The sequence below is a fragment of the Sphingobacterium sp. MYb382 genome (assembly GCF_037572665.1).
In the GTDB taxonomy this organism is placed as follows: Bacteria; Bacteroidota; Bacteroidia; order Sphingobacteriales; family Sphingobacteriaceae; genus Sphingobacterium.
This window is the reverse complement of the sequence record NZ_JBBGZT010000014.1, coordinates 1-20,978: the sequence shown is the minus strand read 5'-3', so window position 1 is coordinate 20,978 and position 20,978 is coordinate 1. Positions and strand designations below refer to the sequence as shown.

Sequence of the window (20,978 nt, the reverse complement as noted above, 5' to 3'; positions counted from 1 at the left end):
AAAATAGAGCAATAAATAATATGATAAAAGAATATAGTAGAAAAGTGTTACTATAATACCTACGTTTTCTTCGCTTCACAAAAACTATTAGAATTAAGCCAGAAGAGTCAGTATTAAATAAGTTGCTATATTATAAAACATGATATCAATTATTTAAGATTATTTCACATGATTAATCCTTCATTCTTCTGTCCACTTTGTCAGTTCTATAATACTGTTGAGGACTTCATTCCATGATTCTGCCTGTTTTGTTCTTGAGATCATTTCAGGAGCCATCCCCATATCGATTTGTGATGTACCAGATTTAGTACATGATATATTTCCGTTCTTTTTTCCATGTAATTTGAAATTAATAACATCTTTCTCAGCAATATTTACAATCCCTTTAAGCTTTTCTTAAAAGCATTCCGTTGTCCGAGAAGAAGATGTATAGGTAAATATGGCACAGCATCTAGCTTATGTACACATAATTTTAGAGTAAGAGTTTTCTGTCATTAGCAAATTCAGCAATACGATAATCAATAAAAATTAAGCGTAGTTTATCGAGTTAGTAATAACCCTTTATCCGTTCCAAATCCTATTTTTATGGTATATGGGTCTGATTGCGCTTTAGGTATCCAGTTCCAACCGTTCTCCAATTTATGTATATATCCAACTCCTGGCCATGGGAGATGACATGTCATAACCATCCTTTTATCATTAGCGCAGTTGTCAAAAATTCTTTTTCTTGTTGCAATACCTTCTTCAAAATTCACGTCCCACTGCGTTCCCCAATCCGGATGATTAACTAATAAAGGAGAATGAACAACATCTACAAGATGGGTAATTGTTTGATTTCCAGAAAAGATATGAAAAATAATATGCCCAGGAGTATGTCCGGGTGCCGACTCTGTTCTTATGCAGGAAAATAACGTTTCTCCAGGTTTAAATATTTCAAGATCGTGCTGAATTGATGTCAGAGTTTCTGTTTGTATTTCCCCTGTCGGATAGGACGTAGACGGCATTTTACTTTTAGAAAAATCTTTATCCTCGGAAGTCCAGAAATTGTATTCAGGCTCAGCAATATAATATTTGGCATTAGGATACATTTTGGCACCTTCTTTCGAAAGGATTCCACCAATATGATCACGATGAGCATGCGTGATAAGGATATCTGTAATAGCCTCAGGTGTAATTCCAAGTTCTGAAATACTGTTTTGAAGCCATCCAGCATTTACAGGATCGTGATATCCTTCTCCGGTATCTACAAGAATGTAGTGATTTCCCTTCTTGATTAGCACCGTAGTGATTGGCATTTCATAATCGGATTCAGCTAAATACAAAGCGCTCAATGCTTCCTGAACCTGCTCTTTTTTAATTTCAGGAGCCAGAATTGGTTGTGGATTTCCAATTCCAAAATACCCATCTGATAATATATAAATTTCCAACCCTTCCATTGGAATTCTGATAGCGGCACTTCTTTTTGATTTCATTAATTCCTTAAATTTGAATATTATCCTACCAACACTAAATAACAGCAATAAATAAAGACCAGCAGATTGGATTTAATCTGCTATTAGCTGTTTTATATATAAGACAAAGTTAAAGTGATAAAATCTTTTTTGATTATTTTTTTTTACAAAATTAAGGAACGTACTATCCATAAAAGATGGTCATCAGTAAGTTCACAGCCGACATTCTTTTGTTCGTAAAATAGCTAAAATGCTGGAAAGCCATTCCGGTGAGAAGGAAAAACAAAGCCTACTTAGGTGCTTTTCCATAGCTATGAATACAAGGAGTTAGTATTAAATTTTTAAACCGCTCGTATAAATAAAAAAACTTTAACACTTCATTTACAATGATCATAAACATCATATCGTAATCTTTGCTGAATAGAGCTGTGTATTCATCATCTGCTCCCCTCTTTAGGCTTTGTAATATAGCCTTAGAATCCCCCCTCTGCTAACAGATTTACAACATTCCACTTGTCCAATTCCCGAATCATAGAACCTTGCTCCGTAACCGACTATAAGGAGCTCCTGTACACCTTAAAAAAACAAAAGATTAATACATAATCATATTGCCCTCCCAATTCACCCAGCCTCTCTTTACCGTTATAAATGTATTTATTTATATTCGAGGTTACAAAGGCTTTAAACTTACCAACAGGATAATAACTAGAACTTCCTTGACCTAGATCACTAAGCAAAAAAAGCTCTCGCAGAACGATTTGGACAAAAAGAGGAGACTTAGGCGAATATAATAGGCCGGATCATGGAGATATTGGTGATATCCTAAGACGACAAGAAACAGGTGTTCTTTATGCTCGATGAATATTAGACTAGGAAATATATAGATTCATTTATAATAATATTAGTGTATATAGAACTCATCAAATTTTAAACAGTCTATCTCTATATTCTCTCTATTGAATATAGCTCTTGAGGCCAAAATTGTAAGTGGAGATGTCATTGTAGAATTTTCAGACGCGTATTTCCGTATGCTATTGACATCCCAAGCGTATACCAACTTTAATGTCTCAGCATCAAAAAAAGATATGCCATTAAAAGTGAACCCATCCTTAAAGTACGCATATGAAATAGCCTTTATACTATTCCAAATCCTACCATACGAAATACCCGTTTCTAAATCGTATGTTTCAAGAAAAAACACAGTATCGCATGTGCCTATAAAATTCAAGCTATCCTTAGCAATTAACTTGTTTCGAATATTTTCATAAAAAGATATACCATCTATTCTTTCAATTAGTTTTTTTTCCATTTGTCTCTGTTTGATTTTTGAAGAGACTTTAGAGATCATACTGGCCTGTCCGAATGTAGTGTTAATATTAAACAACAGAAACAATATAACAAACAGAAACGTTTTAATCATATTCATATTCAAAATTTTTTTAGGATGTGAAAGATGAGACTTTTCTGCCTAATCTCTCATAATTAGTAACACCATCATTGTTAAAATAAAGACGCTGATTTGTACCTGACTTTATGATTCTCGTTGAAATATTTGCTTTTCCTGCTGTGTCTATTCCAGAAGAAAACCTAAGAGGCAAACCATTTTCAGCTCGAATCCTATTCTCTATATGTGTAGCATAAATGTCTGCCCTCTTTATATTTTTTAATGTGCCATCCCCTGGAAGAGAAAAGGTTGACCATGTTTTACTATTAAAAGTACCATTCCAAAAATCTTGAATATGTGCCATTTCATCACCAATCCCAATGTAAGATGGACGTTGATTACTTCCATTTTGATCAGTAGCACCACTAATATCGGTGGGATTCCCCAAGATATAAGTACCATTTTCATCAGCACTATTTCTGGAACGGCTTGCTATTTCAATATTATTTGTTGATGTCATTAAATCATTAACCAGTCCTGCAAAAGCATCATTTCCAGAATATTGAACTTTTACGTAGCTTCCTGCCTAATGCATTGTAAAGGGACTGCACTGATACACCATTCCCCACTAGCCGAGCTTGGTAGATTTAACAGATTGTACGTAAAGCTCATTCCTAATCGATCAGTTAATACATTTCCGTTGTCGTCATAACTATATGTCCCTGTTAATGCACCTGAAAGCCCTTGAAGCTTAATACTCTTGATATTCCCGAATGGATAGTTGTAATCGATTACAGGAACATCATTTCGTTGAACTTTTGGATGTTACCTATCTAATCATAAGTCAAAAGCTCGTACATTCCGTCATTTGGACCGTTACCTTCCAACAGTCGGTTGAGCTTATCGTAATTATGCGTAAAATATTTAGTAAGTTGGCCATTATGCTTCCAAGACTGCTCGGAGATATTGCCGTTATACTAGCGTATTGCCCCCTGTTGAGGCAAATCATAACGCAGCTCCCTGACTAAATTCCGACGAACCACTTGATACCCGCCAGCCTCTTCCATTATAGCGGTAGGCAATATCTGTGAGAAAACTACCATTTTCCCATCCCAGCAGCTTTCTCTTCAACTGTCCAATCTCATTGTACTCCAACTTGTACAACATAACCTCCAATTGTTCATTAACCTGGTGAAATCCAAACCTTCCCAAGATTAGCAACATAACATAGAATCTCGACTTTCAAAAAAGACTTTTTTATGGATATAATTCTATCCAATTGTTGTCTGCGGCAGCCTTTTCCATAGACTCTTTCCTTACTCTATTTTCAATATCCTTACTGCTGTATTTTATATTTCCGCTAGCATTTGCGAGATCAAACCAATTGTCTAGTAAATACCTTTTAGTTTTATAAAACTCTTTTTTTGGAAGCTCGGTTGCCTTTTCAAATGACGAGATTTCAACATCTTTTGATTGATTATTATGAATACTAACCAGCTCAAACACCCAATTTTTTCCTTCGTCTTCTACCTTAACTATAAGCCCGGGCAGATTTTTAAATTTATAGGGGCCTTCATTTAATGGAATAGCGGCTGTAAACCAAGCTTTCCAGTCTCTCTTTCCATAATTCAATTCTGCCAATTGACATTTGTAATTATCAATCGTATTTGTGTCATCCCTTAAAATCCATTTATCCGAAATATCGTTAATATTTTCTGTATATGAATATTGTTTCATGTCCCTTAGCGATTCATAAAAAAAGATCTGTTCCTTATTAAAAAGAATGTTAAAAGCAAAACTTGTAGGATAAAGTCTAGGGTATTGGTATTCTCCTCCTTGAGAATTCACGCTATTAATTCGCTCTTTTTCAGCGTGGTCTGTAGAGTCATTTTTTCCTTTATTTATAGATCTAAATAATGTGTATTCATTATTTATAAGAAGCTCGAAATATTCTTCCGATTTTTTATCCTGCTCACGACTATCCGGTATATACGTTAGCTTGTATATAATTTTAGTTTGAAATAGCTCTTCACGATTAGTTGACGAAGCATTAGTAGAGATTAATAATGCTAAAATTAAGAAATATAAATTTTTCATTTTTTTTCATTTAAAACTTTAATACTCTTTCACCTAATTAAGTAACTGACGTATTTCTAGTTGAACTTCATTAGATAATTGCTTGGCTCCTTTAGATTTAATTTTTTTAATGGGTTTTCTTCATAACTTCTACATTTTAAATTGTTTAAATATTTAATCTGCTCACGCAGATGACCTGGTTAATAGCTAAGAGATTGAAGATATAGTAGTTGAATCTCCAATTGTCAAATAAAATAGGACGTATCGCCTTGAGCTGATATAGAGCATGATTTTAAAATTTAAACCGTGTCGAGATAATAAACTGTCGAGGTCGTAGTTCGAAAGTTGATTGTATCAGTTCGATATTGTTCGAAAATTCTTGAACAAACTGACTGTTGTTGAATAAATTTTGACCATTTAGCTCGATATCAGTTTTCCATTTATTAAGACGATAACGGTAGGTGAAATCTAAGAAATATTGATCCTTTTGATTTTTCAAATTATTCGTATACAATGAATTACTAATTATAAAAGAATGTTTATCAGAGGGATAAAAAACGACATTCAAATAATGATTGTTGTAAATTGTCAATTGCTCTGAATTAGAAAACGTATTTTTGTTTCGACCATATATCATTTTGTAATCACCTGAAACAAGGTAAGAAAGACTGTTAATAATTTCTAAGCTCCCTGATTGCCCTTTCCCACGTTGTTTGTCCAGTACATTATTTAACAAAAAATCAGAACTCGACCAACTTACTGTTGCATTAAGTTTAGCGACGGTTTTGATACTTGTGAAAAAGCGAGACAGACCTCCTGACAGATTATGACTTAAGTTTCGGCTATTTTGATCGACAATTGTTGTTGTACGTCTACCAAGCTCGTCAATACTACTGCTAAACATATAATCGCGATTATCATTAGCATAACTGTAGCGGATATTAGCAAAATTTGCTTTTAATGTATTTTTGTAATTATAACTTATAGAAGCAGACTGATTGTCTGTACGCAATAGTCGTGCGTCATAGCGTTGCATCGTGCGATACTGGCTGATGATATAACCATTATAAAAATTATTCAAGCCGCCATACGTTTTACCTACGGATAATGAACTGGACAATTCATTATTTGAATTCATCAAATATGTCAAATTTGCTGTAGGATTAAATGTGTTTTTTAGTTCATTATCCAATGTTTTAATATCTTGTTGATGTACATTAAAGTAATAAACACGATAAGGCGTATTAAGATTGAATTTCCACTTCATTTTCTCCCAGCCGATTCGCATAAGCAAGGCAAGACCCAGCTGCGAATTGTTCATCGCGTTGATATAATCTTGACCTAATACAATTTGTTGATTATTGTCGGTGATATCTACATGTGTATTCAGTTTGTTTTGCTCATAATTTAGTTCGATCGTTGGGGAGAAATTCCAGTACTTTACCTTCCGCATAAAACCTAATCTGTTTTCAATAGAGAATTTTTGGAAAAGAACTTGCTGTTTCATTTGGTCAAAAGGATTTCCGGCATTTAGCAGATCTTCAAATTGTCCTGGATTTACGACCAGCTGTTGCGGAGTCTTATTATACTGTATCGTCGAGGTGATATTAACCAATTGTTTGCCAATAAACCTAGCCATGGATAGGCTGTTCATCAACGCTTCATCGGTATAGTTTCTATATTGGTCGATTTGATCTATACTGTTAAATAAGAGGTTTCCGATATCTTTATTCCATTTTTTCTGAAATTTTGTACTATTCCTTAGGTAAATATCTTTTTCATTTTTTTCGATGAGTACACCTACATCAAATACTTGATTGCGATAGCTATTGCTGATACTTTCACTACTGTAGATTATATCTTCTGAAGTATAATATTGTGTAGCCGTAAATCCTTCCCGCTTGCGCGTGTCGTGATAATAGGAAAGGTTGCCCTTTAACTCCAAACCGCTCTTCAATTTTTGTAGCGCATTCGTACTAAAAAGAAATATCTTATTGTCCAACCATTTTTTTTCATCAAAACTTGGACTTGACACATTACGCACCGCCAAAAAAGAATCTCCATTAGAAATAGTTGATCGCGTTCCAAAAAACATTCCTCCCGTGTAAAATGCATTCAAATCTTTAGAGGCATCATAGCCTGTATTGTTGGTTTGGAAAGAGTTTACCATCTGAAAGTTTTTTCCAAAAGTCATCGGTGTCAAATTCAAATCCCAAAGAGCGGGTTGGTAGCCGACACCAACTTTCCCCGTACCTGTAGTCGTGAATTTCTTGAGTTCCAAATTCAAAGAAGCCCTATCCGAAAACACCAATGAGTCCAATATTTTGATCGGTTGGTCATTTTCGACAACTTGCACTTTCTTTACAGCATCGGCAGGGAGATTATTGTTAATCAGTCCATACCGACCTTCCATTAGATCCAAATTATTGACCATATATTTCTGAATCGGCTTCCCTTGATACAGGATTTGGTCGCCTCGCATCTCAATACCTGGCAATTTTTTGATAATATCCGCAATCACACGATCTTGCTTTGAAGTAAACGCATTCACATCGTAGTTGATCGTATCCTTACGTCTAAACACGGGCAAATTTGCGACTTTTACCTCTTCAATCTGACGTACTTGTTGTGTCAACTGGTATGAATAACTAGCTGATCGATTAGACACTATAACTGATTTCTTCGCATAGCTCATATGTTGAAAATCCAATTGCACACTATCTACATCCGTCACTTTCACCGATAAACTGTATAACCCATTGTTATCAGACCGCGTAAAACCTAATAATGCTGTACTACCTACTTTCTTATAAGAAACAGATACATTGTTGATAGGTTTATTTTGATCATCGAGCAATTTGCCCGAAATCGTAGTTTGACCAAAAGTAATTTGGTTTAATAACAGGAATATGAAAAGAAGGTATCGCATTATATGGTTTTAAGGGTATAATTCAATCCAATTATTATCCTTTTTTACTGATATTTTTTTAGCGTTCACAACTCGACTTCTTTCTGCCGTAGATGAAAAATAGAAGAAACTATTATTAGATGCTTCCTCTATTGCAACCATATTATCTCTATAATTTCTTTTAAGAGAGTAATAATCTTCTTTTGTAATTTCCTTTGCAGTTTCCGATTTATGATTTTTTGGCATTCCATCGACCTCCTTTAATTCCAGAAAGCTGAATCTCCATGTATCCGTTGTATCATGAATATCTATGATTAATCCTGGTAAGTTACCAAACTTGTATGGTCCATCAGAAATAGGAATATCATTACAAAACCACGCTATCCATCTACGGCCTCCAAGATCTATATATGCTTTTTGACAGGAGAATCCTTTCAGACTATCTGTTTCACTTGTCACAATCCATGAATCTTCTTTGTTAGCAATATTTTCGTAATAAACATAAGAATCTTTATTCCCAAGTCGAATTTTATCAAAAAAACCAACCACATTTGACTTCAAGTCTTTTGTAACATAATAAGTTGAAAGTATCTTTTGCTGTAAATTTATCCTATTTACTGAAAAACCAAATTTATTTGAATCAATAGCTGAATATTCATAAGATCGGAATAGTGACAATTCACTATTGGTAAATAACTCCATTATTTCTATGGTTAAAGATTTTTCATCAAGACTATCTTTTTGATATTTCATCTCATACAACACTTGATATATTTTGTGTTTTTTGATTTTACTTTTGGAATAAGACAAGCAAATAATTCCCACAAAAACAAATAAATACTTAATAATATTTTTAATCATAAATGACATTTTAGGTTTTGAATTGTTGCAGTCTCATCTGATAATTCCCACACCAAATCAGAAATTCGCTCTTTGTATCCGTATCGATTTTTGGATAAATCCGTAATCTGATTCGTCTTCCAATAGAATGTTAATATTTCATTATCCCAGTTGATTATTGACCACGACATATGCATAAATTCAGATTCCTTGCGTTTAATCTTATCATCTTCAGTAAAATAATTTTTTGAAGATTCGAACAATGAAATAGTATCATTTAAATATGGACCATGAGGTTATGCCAAAGATTTCACCCTATACCCACATAAAATATCTTCAACAGCAAGCAATGAAGAACTTTTCGACAAGATTACCTATAGCTCCATCAAGATGAAAAGCACTAAACTTCACATCACTCATAGATAAATAATAATCAATAACTTGTTCTTAATTGGATACTTTCTTAGGAAAAAAAGTGATCTGATTATACTACAAGTTTATACTGGCTGTAACTTTAACCAATTTTATGAAAAACATTCTCATTAACCAAAAATATTTTTCTTTTTTAACAAAATAAGTTTAGAGTAGGCTTATCTGTTTATCTGTCTTTATCCAGAAAATGATTGTCTGAAAATTTGCTGATGCCCCAGATTAGGAAGAGTAATCAATTATCATAATGGAGGCAACCCTATTTTATAAGTTCTAAATGAATCATGGTTAATATAATAGATTCTCAAATCCTCATTAATGAATTTTCTTTAGCAGTATTAAATAACATACGCAAATCTCTCCTTTGAAAATGAATCTTTCTGAAAGAAGGTCACGTTCGTAGTTCATACCAATGAGAATTAATCTCTTTTAAAGTTGTCTATCGAGCTATTTCGAATGATAGCACTGTCTTTTTCCATACTGAAACCTTAGGTTTTCAGCGCCCCTGTTGCGATTAACACAAATTTTACCATTGTAGCTGCAATCGTTTTTTTTATGCCCGAACACATTTCTAGAACGTTTGTACGGAAAGTTTAACAAAACTTCAACTTTAAGAAACTCATTAAAAGGCTATAAACAAAAAAAATCCCCCTATTTCTAGGAGGATTTCAGTGCGCCCACCTGGGCTCGAACCAGGGACCAAAAGATTATGAGTCTTCTACTCTAACCGACTGAGCTATAGGCGCGGTTTTTTTAAGTCTTTCTACCGGATTACTCCGTTTTGACGATGCAATTATCGATATTTGAGACGAGAAAACAAAATTTTAGATGCAAATAATTAAAAATATTATCCTCGATTATGGGAATGTAATTTTCATGATTGACTTTGAACGCTCGCGTCAAGCTTTTATATCGTTGGGTATCAAAAACGTAGATGAGTTTTTTGCGCACAGCGGCCAAGATCCACTTTTTGATGCTTTAGACAAAGTAAAAATCACGGCGGCGGACTTTCGTAACGGTATTCGCGAAAAAACAAGGAAGCTCGACCTGAGCGATGCGCAGATTGATGACGCTTGGAACGCCCTATTAATTGGTGTGCCCGCAGGAAAACATGAAACAATCAGCTACCTCAACAGTAAATACCGTAGTTTTTTATTGAGCAACAACAATGAGATACACTACAGCTACTGCATGCAACATATTCAAGATACCTACCAAGTGGCCGACAACAGCGGTTTCTTTGAAAAAACATTCTACTCCCATTTGATGGGTATGCGTAAGCCTGATGCAGAAATATTCGAACAGCTCGTCAAAGAGACCGGAATCAATCCGACAGAGACGCTATTTATTGATGACAGTCCGCAGCATTTGGCGACAGCGCAGTCATTAGGCTTTTTAACGGCGCTATGCACAAAAGAAGAAGATCTAGAGTCCATAGTGGCGAGTTATCAGTTATAAGCTTAAAACGCCTAAAAAGCAACAAATAGCGCTATCCCTACTTCATCTTCACCTCTCCTGCTCTATCGAGAAGCGGTGAAATGATTTTAGGCTATAGCGCTTTCCTATAAAAAGTCTCCACCACGATAAGAAATTTGCAGTCCTAGCAAAGGAAAGAGCACTCACATCGAGCAATATTGGTCGCTAGCTATCGCTATTTATAAAATAACCTATCAAAAAAAGCAGCATCGTTATACAACGATGCTGCCATTAAACAGTAAAATAAAATTAGCTTACTCTACAGTCAACACTGCTTTATCATTACCAGCAGAAAGGTCAACTGTAAATTTATAGGTTTTGCCAGCCTCTAGCTTGCTACCTTTCACAATACCTAGATTACCTGGATCACGATCATTCTTTCCGTCTCCGATAAAGATGATGTTACTTTTGGTAGAAATACTCGTTCCACCAAACTCACCACCCCATCCTTTTTGATGGAAGAATTTAAAGTTGATTGTATTTTCGTTTATTGTCTTTTTACCGACAAAAGTGATTTGGTATTTCTTATTTCCAATTGGCGCTAAGCATAGTGCTTTCTCCGTTGTCCATCCCACCTGATTGGTCGCAACGTCTGGTTTTCCGACACCTTCACCGATAATCCAAATAGCACCTGTACCATCCGCTTTTAAACTGGCGAAGTCATCACCTGCTAAAGCTTCAACCACAAAATACTTGTTTTTAAAATCAGCGGTGATACGATATTTACCAGCAAGTGCATTGAACGTTACTTTACCATCTTTCTTCGTCAAGAAATCCGGGTCTATCCACCAACTATCAACATTATCGATATCCTTAAATTCAAGCGCATCACCTTTACCTAAAGTCATATCCAACACGTAATGGTCATTATCAATCCTCTTCATCGCAATATTATTGATAGCAGGCGCAACAAATGGAGCCGCTTGGAATGTGAGTGTATTAAAACTTACCTTATACTTCCCAGCAATAACACTCGAAAAAGGAATCTCCGTTTTACTTCCCAAAGCTACACCATCACTTCCCCACCCGAAGGTAAATTCATTGCCATTAGTACCGAATTTAGGTGCTTTAATGAAAGCATTTAAGCTACTCGTAAACGTATCTTCTACCTCATACTGATTTGCCGCGACACGGTTCATCTTATATTCGCCGGTAGGCGTTTCTAAAAGCAAGAAAGGAAAATCAGGTCTACTCAAAGGCAGCTCAAACTCCTGCTGTACAGTTTTCTTCGTAATATTCTGCAACACAAACTTCAAAGTCGCCTTTCCGTTGGCTACATTTTTATAAAAAGGAACGAATATTTTGGCGGTATAATCACCATTTTCTTTAGTACGGATAACAGTTTCAGAGACCATCTCCTCCGTAAAGAACAACTGCGCTTTTAGTGTCGATAATGGAATTTCACTATCCGAAGCATGAATCGTAAAGCTCAAACTATCACCAAAAAAAGCAGGCTCTACCTTTGTTTTAAAATCCATTACTGGGTTGCCCTCGTAGTAGGTATATTTATCCTCTTTCTGACAAGAAGCAAGCATAACTACCGACATCCCTAGAGCAACTATCCCTTTTGCAAATAAACTCTTCATAGTATCTTAATTTATTTGGCCCAACGATAAGAAACTACAGACATAGCAGGAACAGCATAGCTAAAATGATGCGTACCATCATTAATAGCAATTTTCTTTTCCTCGCCCGATTTGTTCAACAATACTACAGCATAAGTACCATCCGTATTTTGGAAAGTTGCATATTCAATGCTATTATCTTGTAGCTTATTGCTACCGATGCGTGTAGCACCAGGTTTCACTACCGCTGACATATGTCCAATAATATAGTAGTGCGAGTTACGCGTCATATTTTTATAGTTAGACGATTGAATATCTACAGCACCATAACACGTTTTACAACCGCCTTCACGGTAAGGTCCCATCTGCGTATCTAACATCAAGTTCCAAACAATAACAGCCTTACTCCAACGGTTTACCGTTCCTAAAGCCACCTCAGACATATCCTCAATAAGGCGTTTACTTAAGTTACGGCCATCATTCCATGTACCAATAGATGTTTCCGTGAAGATTAACTCTTTATCTGGGCGTTTACTTTGTACAGCCAACAATTCATCTTTATTGCCACCGTAGTTGTGGTAAGCAGCTCCTGTAAAGTAAGCAGCAGCCTCAGCATCTGCATAAATTTTCCAAGGGTAGCCCATTTGGCTATCGATATTATCATAGTTGTAGTTATGATCGAAAGCATAAATCTGCGTATTCAAGTTCGCCTTTTTCAATTGAGGGCCTAAACTTTTCTTCACAAAAGCCTGCTGCTCTTCCCATGACATGTATAGAGAAGCCGAGTTACCACGGTTTAAAGGTTCATTCTGTACGGTAATGGCAGCAACATGAACTCCCTCTTTTTCAAAAGCGTTCAACCATTGTACAAAGTACCATCCGTAATCTTCATAATATTTCGGGTTTAGCTGTCCATTTGTCCACGAATCAAAAGCCTGCAAATCGTTTAAGTTATTTACTTTCATCCACTTTGGTGGTGTCCATGGCGAGCCAATGATTTTGATTTTAGGGTTGATCGCTAATATCTCTTTTAAGATCGGTAGAATATATTCTTTCTCTTCCTTTTGGAGTCCAAAATTCTCTTTTCCTGGTGTATCCCAACAGGTATATTCACTTAACGAAAAATCTGAACAACCAATAGCAATACGGATGTAGCTCATGCCCATACCGTCCTTATCCGAGAATGTCTCGGTCAAGAATTTCAAGCGATCAGCCTTATCCATCTTCAATAAGTTGTAACAAGTAGATCCTGTAATAGCAGCACCAAATCCATCCATCGTTTGGAACTTCGTAGCTGGATCTAGCGTGATAGTATTAGGTGCCATATTATCCTTTTTGCTGAAATCAACAAACGATTTATGGAAGTCTAAAGAACGTGAATTATTGGTCGTATATAAAGTAACATCCCCACTACCTTTGATTGGATTGTCGCCAGATGGTGTAAAACTACTTCTATCGCAACCTGTGTTGCTCAACAAGCAGGATACTAAAAGGGCAAATATCATATTTTTATTTTTAATGGTTTTCATAATAATTAAGTTTAACGGTTAGTAACCAGGGTTCTGCACCAAATTAGGGTTTTGATCAATCAAAGACTGTGGTACAGGTAGGCGGTACGAATTTTGGTTAAATTTGTTAACCTGCGCTCTGCGTCCGCTATCTTTCGCATATACCGCATTCATTACCTCTTCAACTTTGTTCAAACGAACTAAATCGAACCAACGTTGTCCTTCAAAAGCCAACTCTAATCTTCTTTCTTTCAATAAAGCATTCACCATTGCATCTTTACTACCACGTACATTAGCCGGTAACTTTGGTAACTTAACACGCTCACGCACCTGGTCAATCAGGGTCGCCGCAGCTTCCAAATTGGCGGTAGGGCCCACTATTAAGGCTTCTGCTTTTAACAATAAGATATCAGCATAGCGGATTTTGTTAATGCTATTAAACGCAGAGCGTAATTTGTACATGAAAGGATAATTTGCTGCTGGATAATAGTTACTCCATTCAGCCACATAATAAACAACCGATTGGTTGAAACGAATCTGGTCTTTCTCATCTTGGAAAGCCTGAATCAAATCGCGCGAAGGCGTTACCCATTTTGCCCATGTAAAACTATTGTTGTAGTTGGATAAGTCGCGACCAAACATCCATGTTGCCCAGTTTCCGGCACCTGGCAAATATTGAACCTCTAAAATAGATTCGCTTGTATTTCTAACTTTAGCATCTGTATTTCCCGCGTTTGTCGCAAAAAGATCTGCGTAATCAACGTTTAAAGCAAATCCGTCTGCTGCTACCTCATCGGCATAGCGAATCACTTTACTGTAATCTTGCAAAGGTTTTTCGGCATATACTTTAGCCAATAATGCTTTTGCAACAGATTTACTCAAGATGGTTTTATCCGTCGCTTTATTAGCTGGCGCATATTGAATAGCATCCAAACAGTCATTTACAATCTGCTCGTATGCCTCTTTCTCTGTCGCTTGTTTTGGGAAATAATCCTTGTATACATCTTTAATATTTTCAGCCGTAATATCAGGTGCTACCGTCGTAACGACAGGTATAGAACCATAAATACGTACCATATCAAAAAGAACTAAAGCTCTGAACAACTTGGCTTGTGCTTTATAAATATTGATGTCAGCAGAACTCACCGAATTATCAGCTACGCTATCCACATAAATAATCAAACGATTGGCACGACCTGTATCCTCAAGGTAACGTTCCCAGTCACGCTTCATAACTGTGTTTGAGCCTTCAATACTGTTATTTTCAAAAGGCAATACTTCAGCTCCTGTTGTTCCTGCGTAGGCATTATCAGCATGCGATTCAGCAATAAGAAGTAAATCGACATACCAGTGCTCCTGTCTATCGCGTAGTTGTTGATATAGAAATCTCAAATAGGTATCAACATCGGCCTTATTTTTAAAAACAACTTCTTTACCTTTTTCAGTAACCCCTTCCGTAACATCTGAATAGCTATCCAATGGGTCACGCACGAGTGAACAACTGCTAAAAAACAGGGTAACTAGGCTAATCGCCACTATATATTTGTTTAATACTTTCATACTGTTAAGATTTAAAAAACTAGATTGACACCAACCACAAATGAACGGCTCTGTGGGTAACTTCCCCAATCGATACCTTGTACTGCACCATTGTCTCCCCATTGGTTTACTTCAGGGTCCATACCGGTGTATTTAGTCAACGTAAACAAATTGCTTATCGACAAATACGGCTGTATCTTACTGATATTAGCTCTTTTTAATCGCTCCGAATTTATGCTATACGCAAGGGAGATGTTTTTCAAACGTAAGTAACTACCGTTTTCTACGAAGTAAGTAGAGTTTTTAATGTTGTATCCTGCTTTTGGCACGTTTGTGATTTGGCCAGGCACTTGCCATCTGTCCAATACTTTCGTGATTTGGTTTTTACCGTCATACATACCTTCCATTTCCATACGGCTAGCGTTGAAGATGTCATTACCGTAAGTACCTTGCACAAAAACGCTTAAGTCAAAATTCTTATACGAAAAATTATTCGTCATCCCGTAAGTGAATTTTGGATTAGGGTTACCAATAAATGTACGATCGGAAGAAGTGATTACGCCATCATTGTTTAGATCTCTGTATTTAAGGTTACCCGTTTCTGGGTCTACCCCATCCGAGATATAACCGAAGAATCCACCCATTGATCTACCTGGCATATTTCTAACTACAGGCTCATTAACAACAGGGCTTGTTGTAGCAGCATCATAAATTTGCTGTAAGGCTAATTTTTCTAACTTATTACGGTTGAAAGAGATGTTGAAATCCGTATTCCATACGAAGTTTTGCGTTAAATTTTTCGTACTCACCGAGAACTCCAATCCGCGGTTGCTCATCTCTCCTTCATTACGAGTGATCGATCCAGCAGCCTGTCCCGGAGGAAGACTTACATACATCAACATATTTGTTGTACGCTTGTAATAATAATCAGCCGTAAAACTAATGCGGTTATTAAGCACTTGCAGATCAAGTCCGATATTACTTTGTGTTGTCGTTTCCCAGGTTAAATCTTTTGTACGTAGATTATTTGGTCTGATTGCCGGTACAGCATTATTGTAGGCCGATTCAAACCAAGGGAATCTAGAAATAGAATACATCTGCAAGTAAGCATAGTCACCAATACCCGATTGATTACCTGTTTGTCCCCATCCACCACGGATTTTTAAATCATTAACCCAAGTAACATCAGCCATAAATGGCTCTGCCGAAAGTCTCCAAGCTGCAGATACAGAAGGGAAATAACCCCAACGGTTGCTCGGGTATAGTTTCGAAGAACCATCGCCACGCATATTAGCCGTCACTAGGTATTTTCCATCATAGTTGTACATAGCACGCGCAAAATAAGACATGATTCCCCATTGTGAAGCACCAGAGCCTGTACCATCCCATGATATACGGTTTGCAGCATTTAGCGTAGGGATATCGCCATTTCTGTAGTGTGAACCGTAGATATAGTTGTTAGAATACTGCGAGTCGGTCCACGAAGAACCTAACATAGACTCCAATTTATGCTTACCAAAAGTAGCATTATGCGTCAACACATTGTCCCATGTCAATACGGTATTGGTATTACGTGTATCTGAACCTTCACCAAATTGATTACGTCCCCATGTGGTCGTGATAGGATCTAGGAACGTCGTATTGATACCATTACGACGATCAAGGTTGAACGTTGATTTCAAGGTCAACTGTGGCATAAATGTGATTAATGCCGATCCTGAAGCCATTAATCTATTTTCACGGTATTTATTGTTTGCACTACGTGCTAAATTTTCTAGCGGGTTTGAAATCTCTGATACCCCGTAAAATTTGTTATTGTACTGATTCGGGTTTAATGGGTCCCAAATAGGAGCATAAACAGGCGTGTTAATAACAGAAAGAACAACCCCACCACGGTTAGCTCCATTACCTGTGATTACCCCATTATTGTTGTAATCAGAATAATTGATGTTCGCATTAACTTTTAACCACGAGCGAAGGTTATTTTCAATATTAGCTCTGAAGTTATAGCGTTTAAAATAGGCCACATCAAGCACCCCTTTTTCGTTAAGGTACCCCCCAGAAAGGTAATATTTCAATTTCTCTGTACCATCAGAAATCGACACCTGATAATTCTCTACACGTCCTGTCTTGTAGGTTTCTTTAAACCAATCAGTTTGGTCAGTCAGGTGATCAGGTAATTTAACAATACCGATTTCATTTTGTAAATCACGATATTGTTGAGTGTTTAATACATCAAACTTGTTGTTCACAAGGTTGTGCGTCAACTGACCGTTGAAGCTGATTTTTGCCTGACCTACGCTACCTGATTTCGTGGTAATCAAGACAACACCGTTGGCAGCACGCGACCCGTAAATTGCGGCAGAAGAAGCATCTTTCAAAATCTGGATATCGGTGATATCTGTTGGGGAAAGAAACTTAATGTTATCGACAGGAACTCCATCTACGACATATAGTGGTGAATTGCTACCGTTGAAAGAAGTTGTACCCCTTACGCGGATAGACATCTCTCCTCCTGGCGTACCGTTGGGCTGAATAACAGAAACACCCGCAGCACGCCCCTGAATCGCCTGGCCAACATTGACAATTGGTCTTTGCTCTAGGTCTTTCGTAGATACCGAAGAAATAGCTGTTGTTACATCCTTACGTTTCACCGATCCGTAACCGATAACGACAACATCGTCGATTAGGTTGTCTTCAGCAACCAAAGCAATCGTAAGTGATCCTCCAGTAACTTTAACCTGTTGGCCCGTGTAGCCTACATAAGAAATTAGTAAGGTCGCATTTGCAGGAACCTGCAATTGAAAGGTACCATCCTCTTTCGTAATGGTTCCACTTGTGCTGCCCGACTGGACGACAGAAACTCCTGCTATCGGAGCTTTTGTTTGTGCGTCCACAATCTTCCCTGTTACGTTCATACCCGTCTGTGCAGACAGCTGAATCGTCATCGTGAGCAGCAAGACAAAAACAAAAAGCAGTTTTGCCTTAATTGTATCAAAACTCATAGAATCTAAATTAGTTATTTAATGACATAGGTTTACTCCATCACACTATGCTACGCAGCAAATTGGTCTAATGCCAGCGTTAGTGCAATCCAAAAGTAGCCTTACCTGAGGTGTAATACTACAGCGGGTCTCTAATAAGTACTTGATTAAACAACCAAAAGACTGAAAAAGAGGGTTGTTATAAAATTTAAGGAAACAAAAAAAGTACTAGAAATGTCTCTTAATTTGTAATTTTAGCGGTCTATTTTAGCGATCAACTTAACGAAATCTTCAAAATCTGCTCGTGATACCGACGCCTTATTACGTACTTTCGTTCGGTAGTTGTAGACGGTACGTAAGGAGTAACGAAGGAAGCTAGCAATCTTAATACTATCATCAATCCCTAAACGAATCAACGCAAAAATTCGTAATTCAGTATTCAGAAGTTCTCCTTTTTTAGGGTAAATATGTTCGTCGTCTTTGAGTAACTTATTGAAGTCATCGACGAATGAAGGGTATAGATTTAGGAAGATTCTATCAAAATTATGATAGAGCTCCGTCACTTCTTTATCGATAAGTTTCGGCGACTTCAGCTGTTCAATCATCCCATCAAACTGGTTGCTCGTCGCTTTTTTAATCACCGTTTTACGGAGGCTATCTATCTTCTCGATATAGGAAGAACACATATCAAAAAACTGTGCTATATACGCTTCTTTAATATGATTCGCCTCGGAGAGGTCATTATTATTTTTAGACATCTGCAAGTTCAGGTCCATCAACTTACTATTCGTTTGGAAGAGCTCGTTCTTAATTGCATTCAGTTTTTTAATTTGTTTTACGATAACAACAAGGCCAACAATCAGAATGATTACTAAGAAACTAATTAAATATAGGTTGAATCGCAACTTCGCATTTTGGCTATTGATTTCCTTTTGATGGCTAGCATTGATGATTGGATAAAAAGACGTACCCTCAATAATCCGATAACGCACATTACAGTACATAGCATCTTGAATAGCTTTCTCAATCAGTAGAAAAGAAAAATCGACATCACCAAGCTCATAGTAGGTCAATGCTAAGTCCTGAAAGGAAGCATTATCCTTATTCGCCAATTCAATATCTGCATTCACAGAAAGAGTATAGTAATATTTCTGAAGCTGTATATTTTTATCTTGCTTGTAGAGCAAGCCTAGAAAGTAGCAGATAACGGCCCTCTTCTCGAGGTCGTCGCTATTGTTTTCCAACAAACCATGGAGTAGTGTCTTCGCCTGATTTCTATCCCCTTCAAACAAAATACGAATAGCATAAGGAAGCTGATAGTCAAAAGTCGATTTATCCAGAACGTGCAACAAGGAATCACGGTAAATCTCACTTTTTTTATAGAAATTATCCCTATTGTTACTCTGCCCATAATGACTATAAAAAGCACTATACATATCATAGTAGCTCGCTATCAATCCTTGGGGAATATTTTTGCGAGGAATAGATTTCAGGAGGTCCTCAGCCTCGATATAGCGCCCCGTTCCGGAGTACACCAACGAAAGGTCGAGATTCACAAGAATATTAAGGGAGTCGGGCAGTTGCTTGGCTATTTCTTTACATTTAAGGATATACGTTAATGCCGAGTCATTTTGAAACTTCTTATAGTTCGTAAACAGGGCATAATTATCCTTAAAGTATTTTAACGTATTTGCTGGATTTTTTTCAGCGTGGTCTTTCAGTCTTTTGATTTCATCTACACGTTTCTTTTGAAAAAAATCCTTTTTCTTCAAAAGATCCTGCAATCGATATTCTACAGCTTTTACTTCATCTTTCGTTTGAGCAAATAAAGAAAAACTAGTTAGAACGGTACACAAAACAAGAATCAATCTCCACATATAAAACCGATATTTTTAGTGGGGCAAGTTATTAAATTCTATTTTACAATCAAAAATTGCATGCAACCCTTCACCAAAAAATAGCGTCTTACAAGGGCCTTTTAAGAAACCCTGCAACTAAACAAAAGGGAGTATACGGCATGGATAGGTACATTGACCCTAGCGAGAGTCCTAATTATATAGCGCTTATTTTTTTTCAAAAAATATAAATCGTCGTTAACCAATAGCGATACTAGCGGCTATAAAGGATCAAGTTGAATTCTTGGGGGGCATCTTTTTTTAAGCATACAATTTCATTACGCGGTATAAGAAGAACTTCGTGTCTCTAACACCCCTGAATATTGCTCTGAAGGCTTTCAGCTTAGCATTAAAAGACTCCGCGGCAGCATTTGTACTCCTATTATCAAAGTAATGAAGGATATTTGGGTGATGTGCAGCAATAGACCTTGCTACACTTTCAAAAGATTCTATCCCTGCATTCTCGGCTTGATGATGCCATAGCGCGAGTTTGGTTAACCCACCTTCTTTACTCTTGCATTTATTAAAGATATCGCCCAATGCTAGCGCTAAATCATACGCTTTCTTAAGTCTTGGAAAATGTAAGAAAAGAAGCTCTGCACGGTGCTTCTGGCTCTCAGACCACCGAGAAGTGTGTTTAAATAGCAAATATCTTGATCTCGCTAATAATTGCTTAAGCGTATCTCCGTTAGCTAATATCTCTGCAGCATAGTGATTCCCTTCTTTACGCGCCTTGATAATCTTTCGACTTTCATCATCCAAGACCGCCCAACGATATTTAATGCGCAGTTCCTGAACAGCATCATAGGCTAATTTCTGGACATGGAATCTATCTATTACTCGTTTAGCATTACTAAAACATCTGCGAACAGCTTTAGCCATATTAGGAGCCATATCCATCGTGACTTCCTTTACTTTATTTC

General features: G+C 36.8%; 14 protein-coding genes and 1 tRNA gene. 1 reads left to right on the top strand and 14 read right to left on the bottom strand.

Features of this window, described 5'->3' with window-relative positions; genetic code table 11:
* Positions 1-539: 539 nt before the first annotated feature.
* From WH223_RS07730 to WH223_RS07695, 8 genes are all read right to left on the bottom strand, one after another.
* Positions 540-1,472: an MBL fold metallo-hydrolase gene (locus WH223_RS07730; protein ID WP_340046980.1), complete on the bottom strand. Its 933-nt coding sequence runs from the start codon at positions 1,470-1,472 to the stop codon at positions 540-542.
* Positions 1,473-2,352: 880 nt separating this feature from the next.
* Entirely contained in the window at positions 2,353-2,760 is a 408-nt protein-coding gene (locus WH223_RS07725; RefSeq protein WP_340046979.1) for a hypothetical protein, read from the bottom strand.
* Between the two features lie 130 nt (positions 2,761-2,890).
* A complete protein-coding gene (locus tag WH223_RS07720) occupies positions 2,891-3,355 on the bottom strand; it encodes a M91 family zinc metallopeptidase (protein ID WP_340046978.1) in 465 nt (154 codons plus the stop codon).
* Positions 3,356-3,840: 485 nt separating this feature from the next.
* Positions 3,841-4,059: a hypothetical protein gene (locus WH223_RS07715; RefSeq protein ID WP_340046976.1), complete on the bottom strand. Its 219-nt coding sequence runs from the start codon at positions 4,057-4,059 to the stop codon at positions 3,841-3,843.
* Positions 4,060-4,092: 33 nt separating this feature from the next.
* On the bottom strand, positions 4,093-4,932 hold the full coding sequence (locus WH223_RS07710) for a GLPGLI family protein (RefSeq protein ID WP_340046975.1): 840 nt from the start codon (positions 4,930-4,932) through the stop codon (positions 4,093-4,095).
* A 271-nt stretch (positions 4,933-5,203) separates the two neighbouring features.
* On the bottom strand, positions 5,204-7,840 hold the full coding sequence (locus WH223_RS07705; protein WP_340046974.1) for a hypothetical protein: 2,637 nt from the start codon (positions 7,838-7,840) through the stop codon (positions 5,204-5,206).
* Positions 7,841-7,849: 9 nt separating this feature from the next.
* Positions 7,850-8,680 (bottom strand): GLPGLI family protein, encoded by an 831-nt coding sequence (locus WH223_RS07700; protein ID WP_340046973.1) that lies wholly within the window; start codon positions 8,678-8,680, stop codon positions 7,850-7,852.
* A gap of 1,080 nt (positions 8,681-9,760) precedes the next feature.
* A tRNA-Ile gene (locus tag WH223_RS07695) sits at positions 9,761-9,834 on the bottom strand.
* An 82-nt stretch (positions 9,835-9,916) separates the two neighbouring features.
* Here WH223_RS07695 and WH223_RS07690 point away from each other — a divergent pair.
* On the top strand, positions 9,917-10,546 hold the full coding sequence (locus WH223_RS07690) for an HAD family hydrolase (protein ID WP_340046971.1): 630 nt from the start codon (positions 9,917-9,919) through the stop codon (positions 10,544-10,546).
* Between the two features lie 272 nt (positions 10,547-10,818).
* Here WH223_RS07690 and WH223_RS07685 read toward each other — a convergent pair whose 3' ends face one another.
* From WH223_RS07685 to WH223_RS07660, 6 genes are all read right to left on the bottom strand, one after another.
* Complete coding sequence (locus WH223_RS07685) at positions 10,819-12,150, bottom strand: DUF5125 domain-containing protein (protein ID WP_340046970.1); 1,332 nt, start codon at positions 12,148-12,150, stop codon at positions 10,819-10,821.
* Positions 12,151-12,161: 11 nt separating this feature from the next.
* Positions 12,162-13,658, bottom strand: a complete 1,497-nt coding sequence (locus WH223_RS07680; protein WP_340046969.1) for a glycoside hydrolase family 30 protein — start codon at positions 13,656-13,658, stop codon at positions 12,162-12,164.
* Between the two features lie 18 nt (positions 13,659-13,676).
* Positions 13,677-15,197, bottom strand: a complete 1,521-nt coding sequence (locus tag WH223_RS07675; RefSeq protein ID WP_340046968.1) for a RagB/SusD family nutrient uptake outer membrane protein — start codon at positions 15,195-15,197, stop codon at positions 13,677-13,679.
* Between the two features lie 11 nt (positions 15,198-15,208).
* Positions 15,209-18,181, bottom strand: a complete 2,973-nt coding sequence (locus tag WH223_RS07670) for a SusC/RagA family TonB-linked outer membrane protein (protein WP_340046967.1) — start codon at positions 18,179-18,181, stop codon at positions 15,209-15,211.
* 233 nt (positions 18,182-18,414) lie between these two features.
* Positions 18,415-20,037 carry a DUF6377 domain-containing protein gene (locus tag WH223_RS07665; RefSeq protein WP_340046966.1) on the bottom strand — a complete coding sequence of 541 codons (1,623 nt, stop codon included), beginning with the start codon at positions 20,035-20,037 and terminating at the stop codon, positions 18,415-18,417.
* 279 nt (positions 20,038-20,316) lie between these two features.
* The coding region (locus tag WH223_RS07660) for an ISAon1 family transposase (RefSeq protein WP_340046965.1) at positions 20,317-20,978 on the bottom strand (662 nt) is incomplete at its 5' end.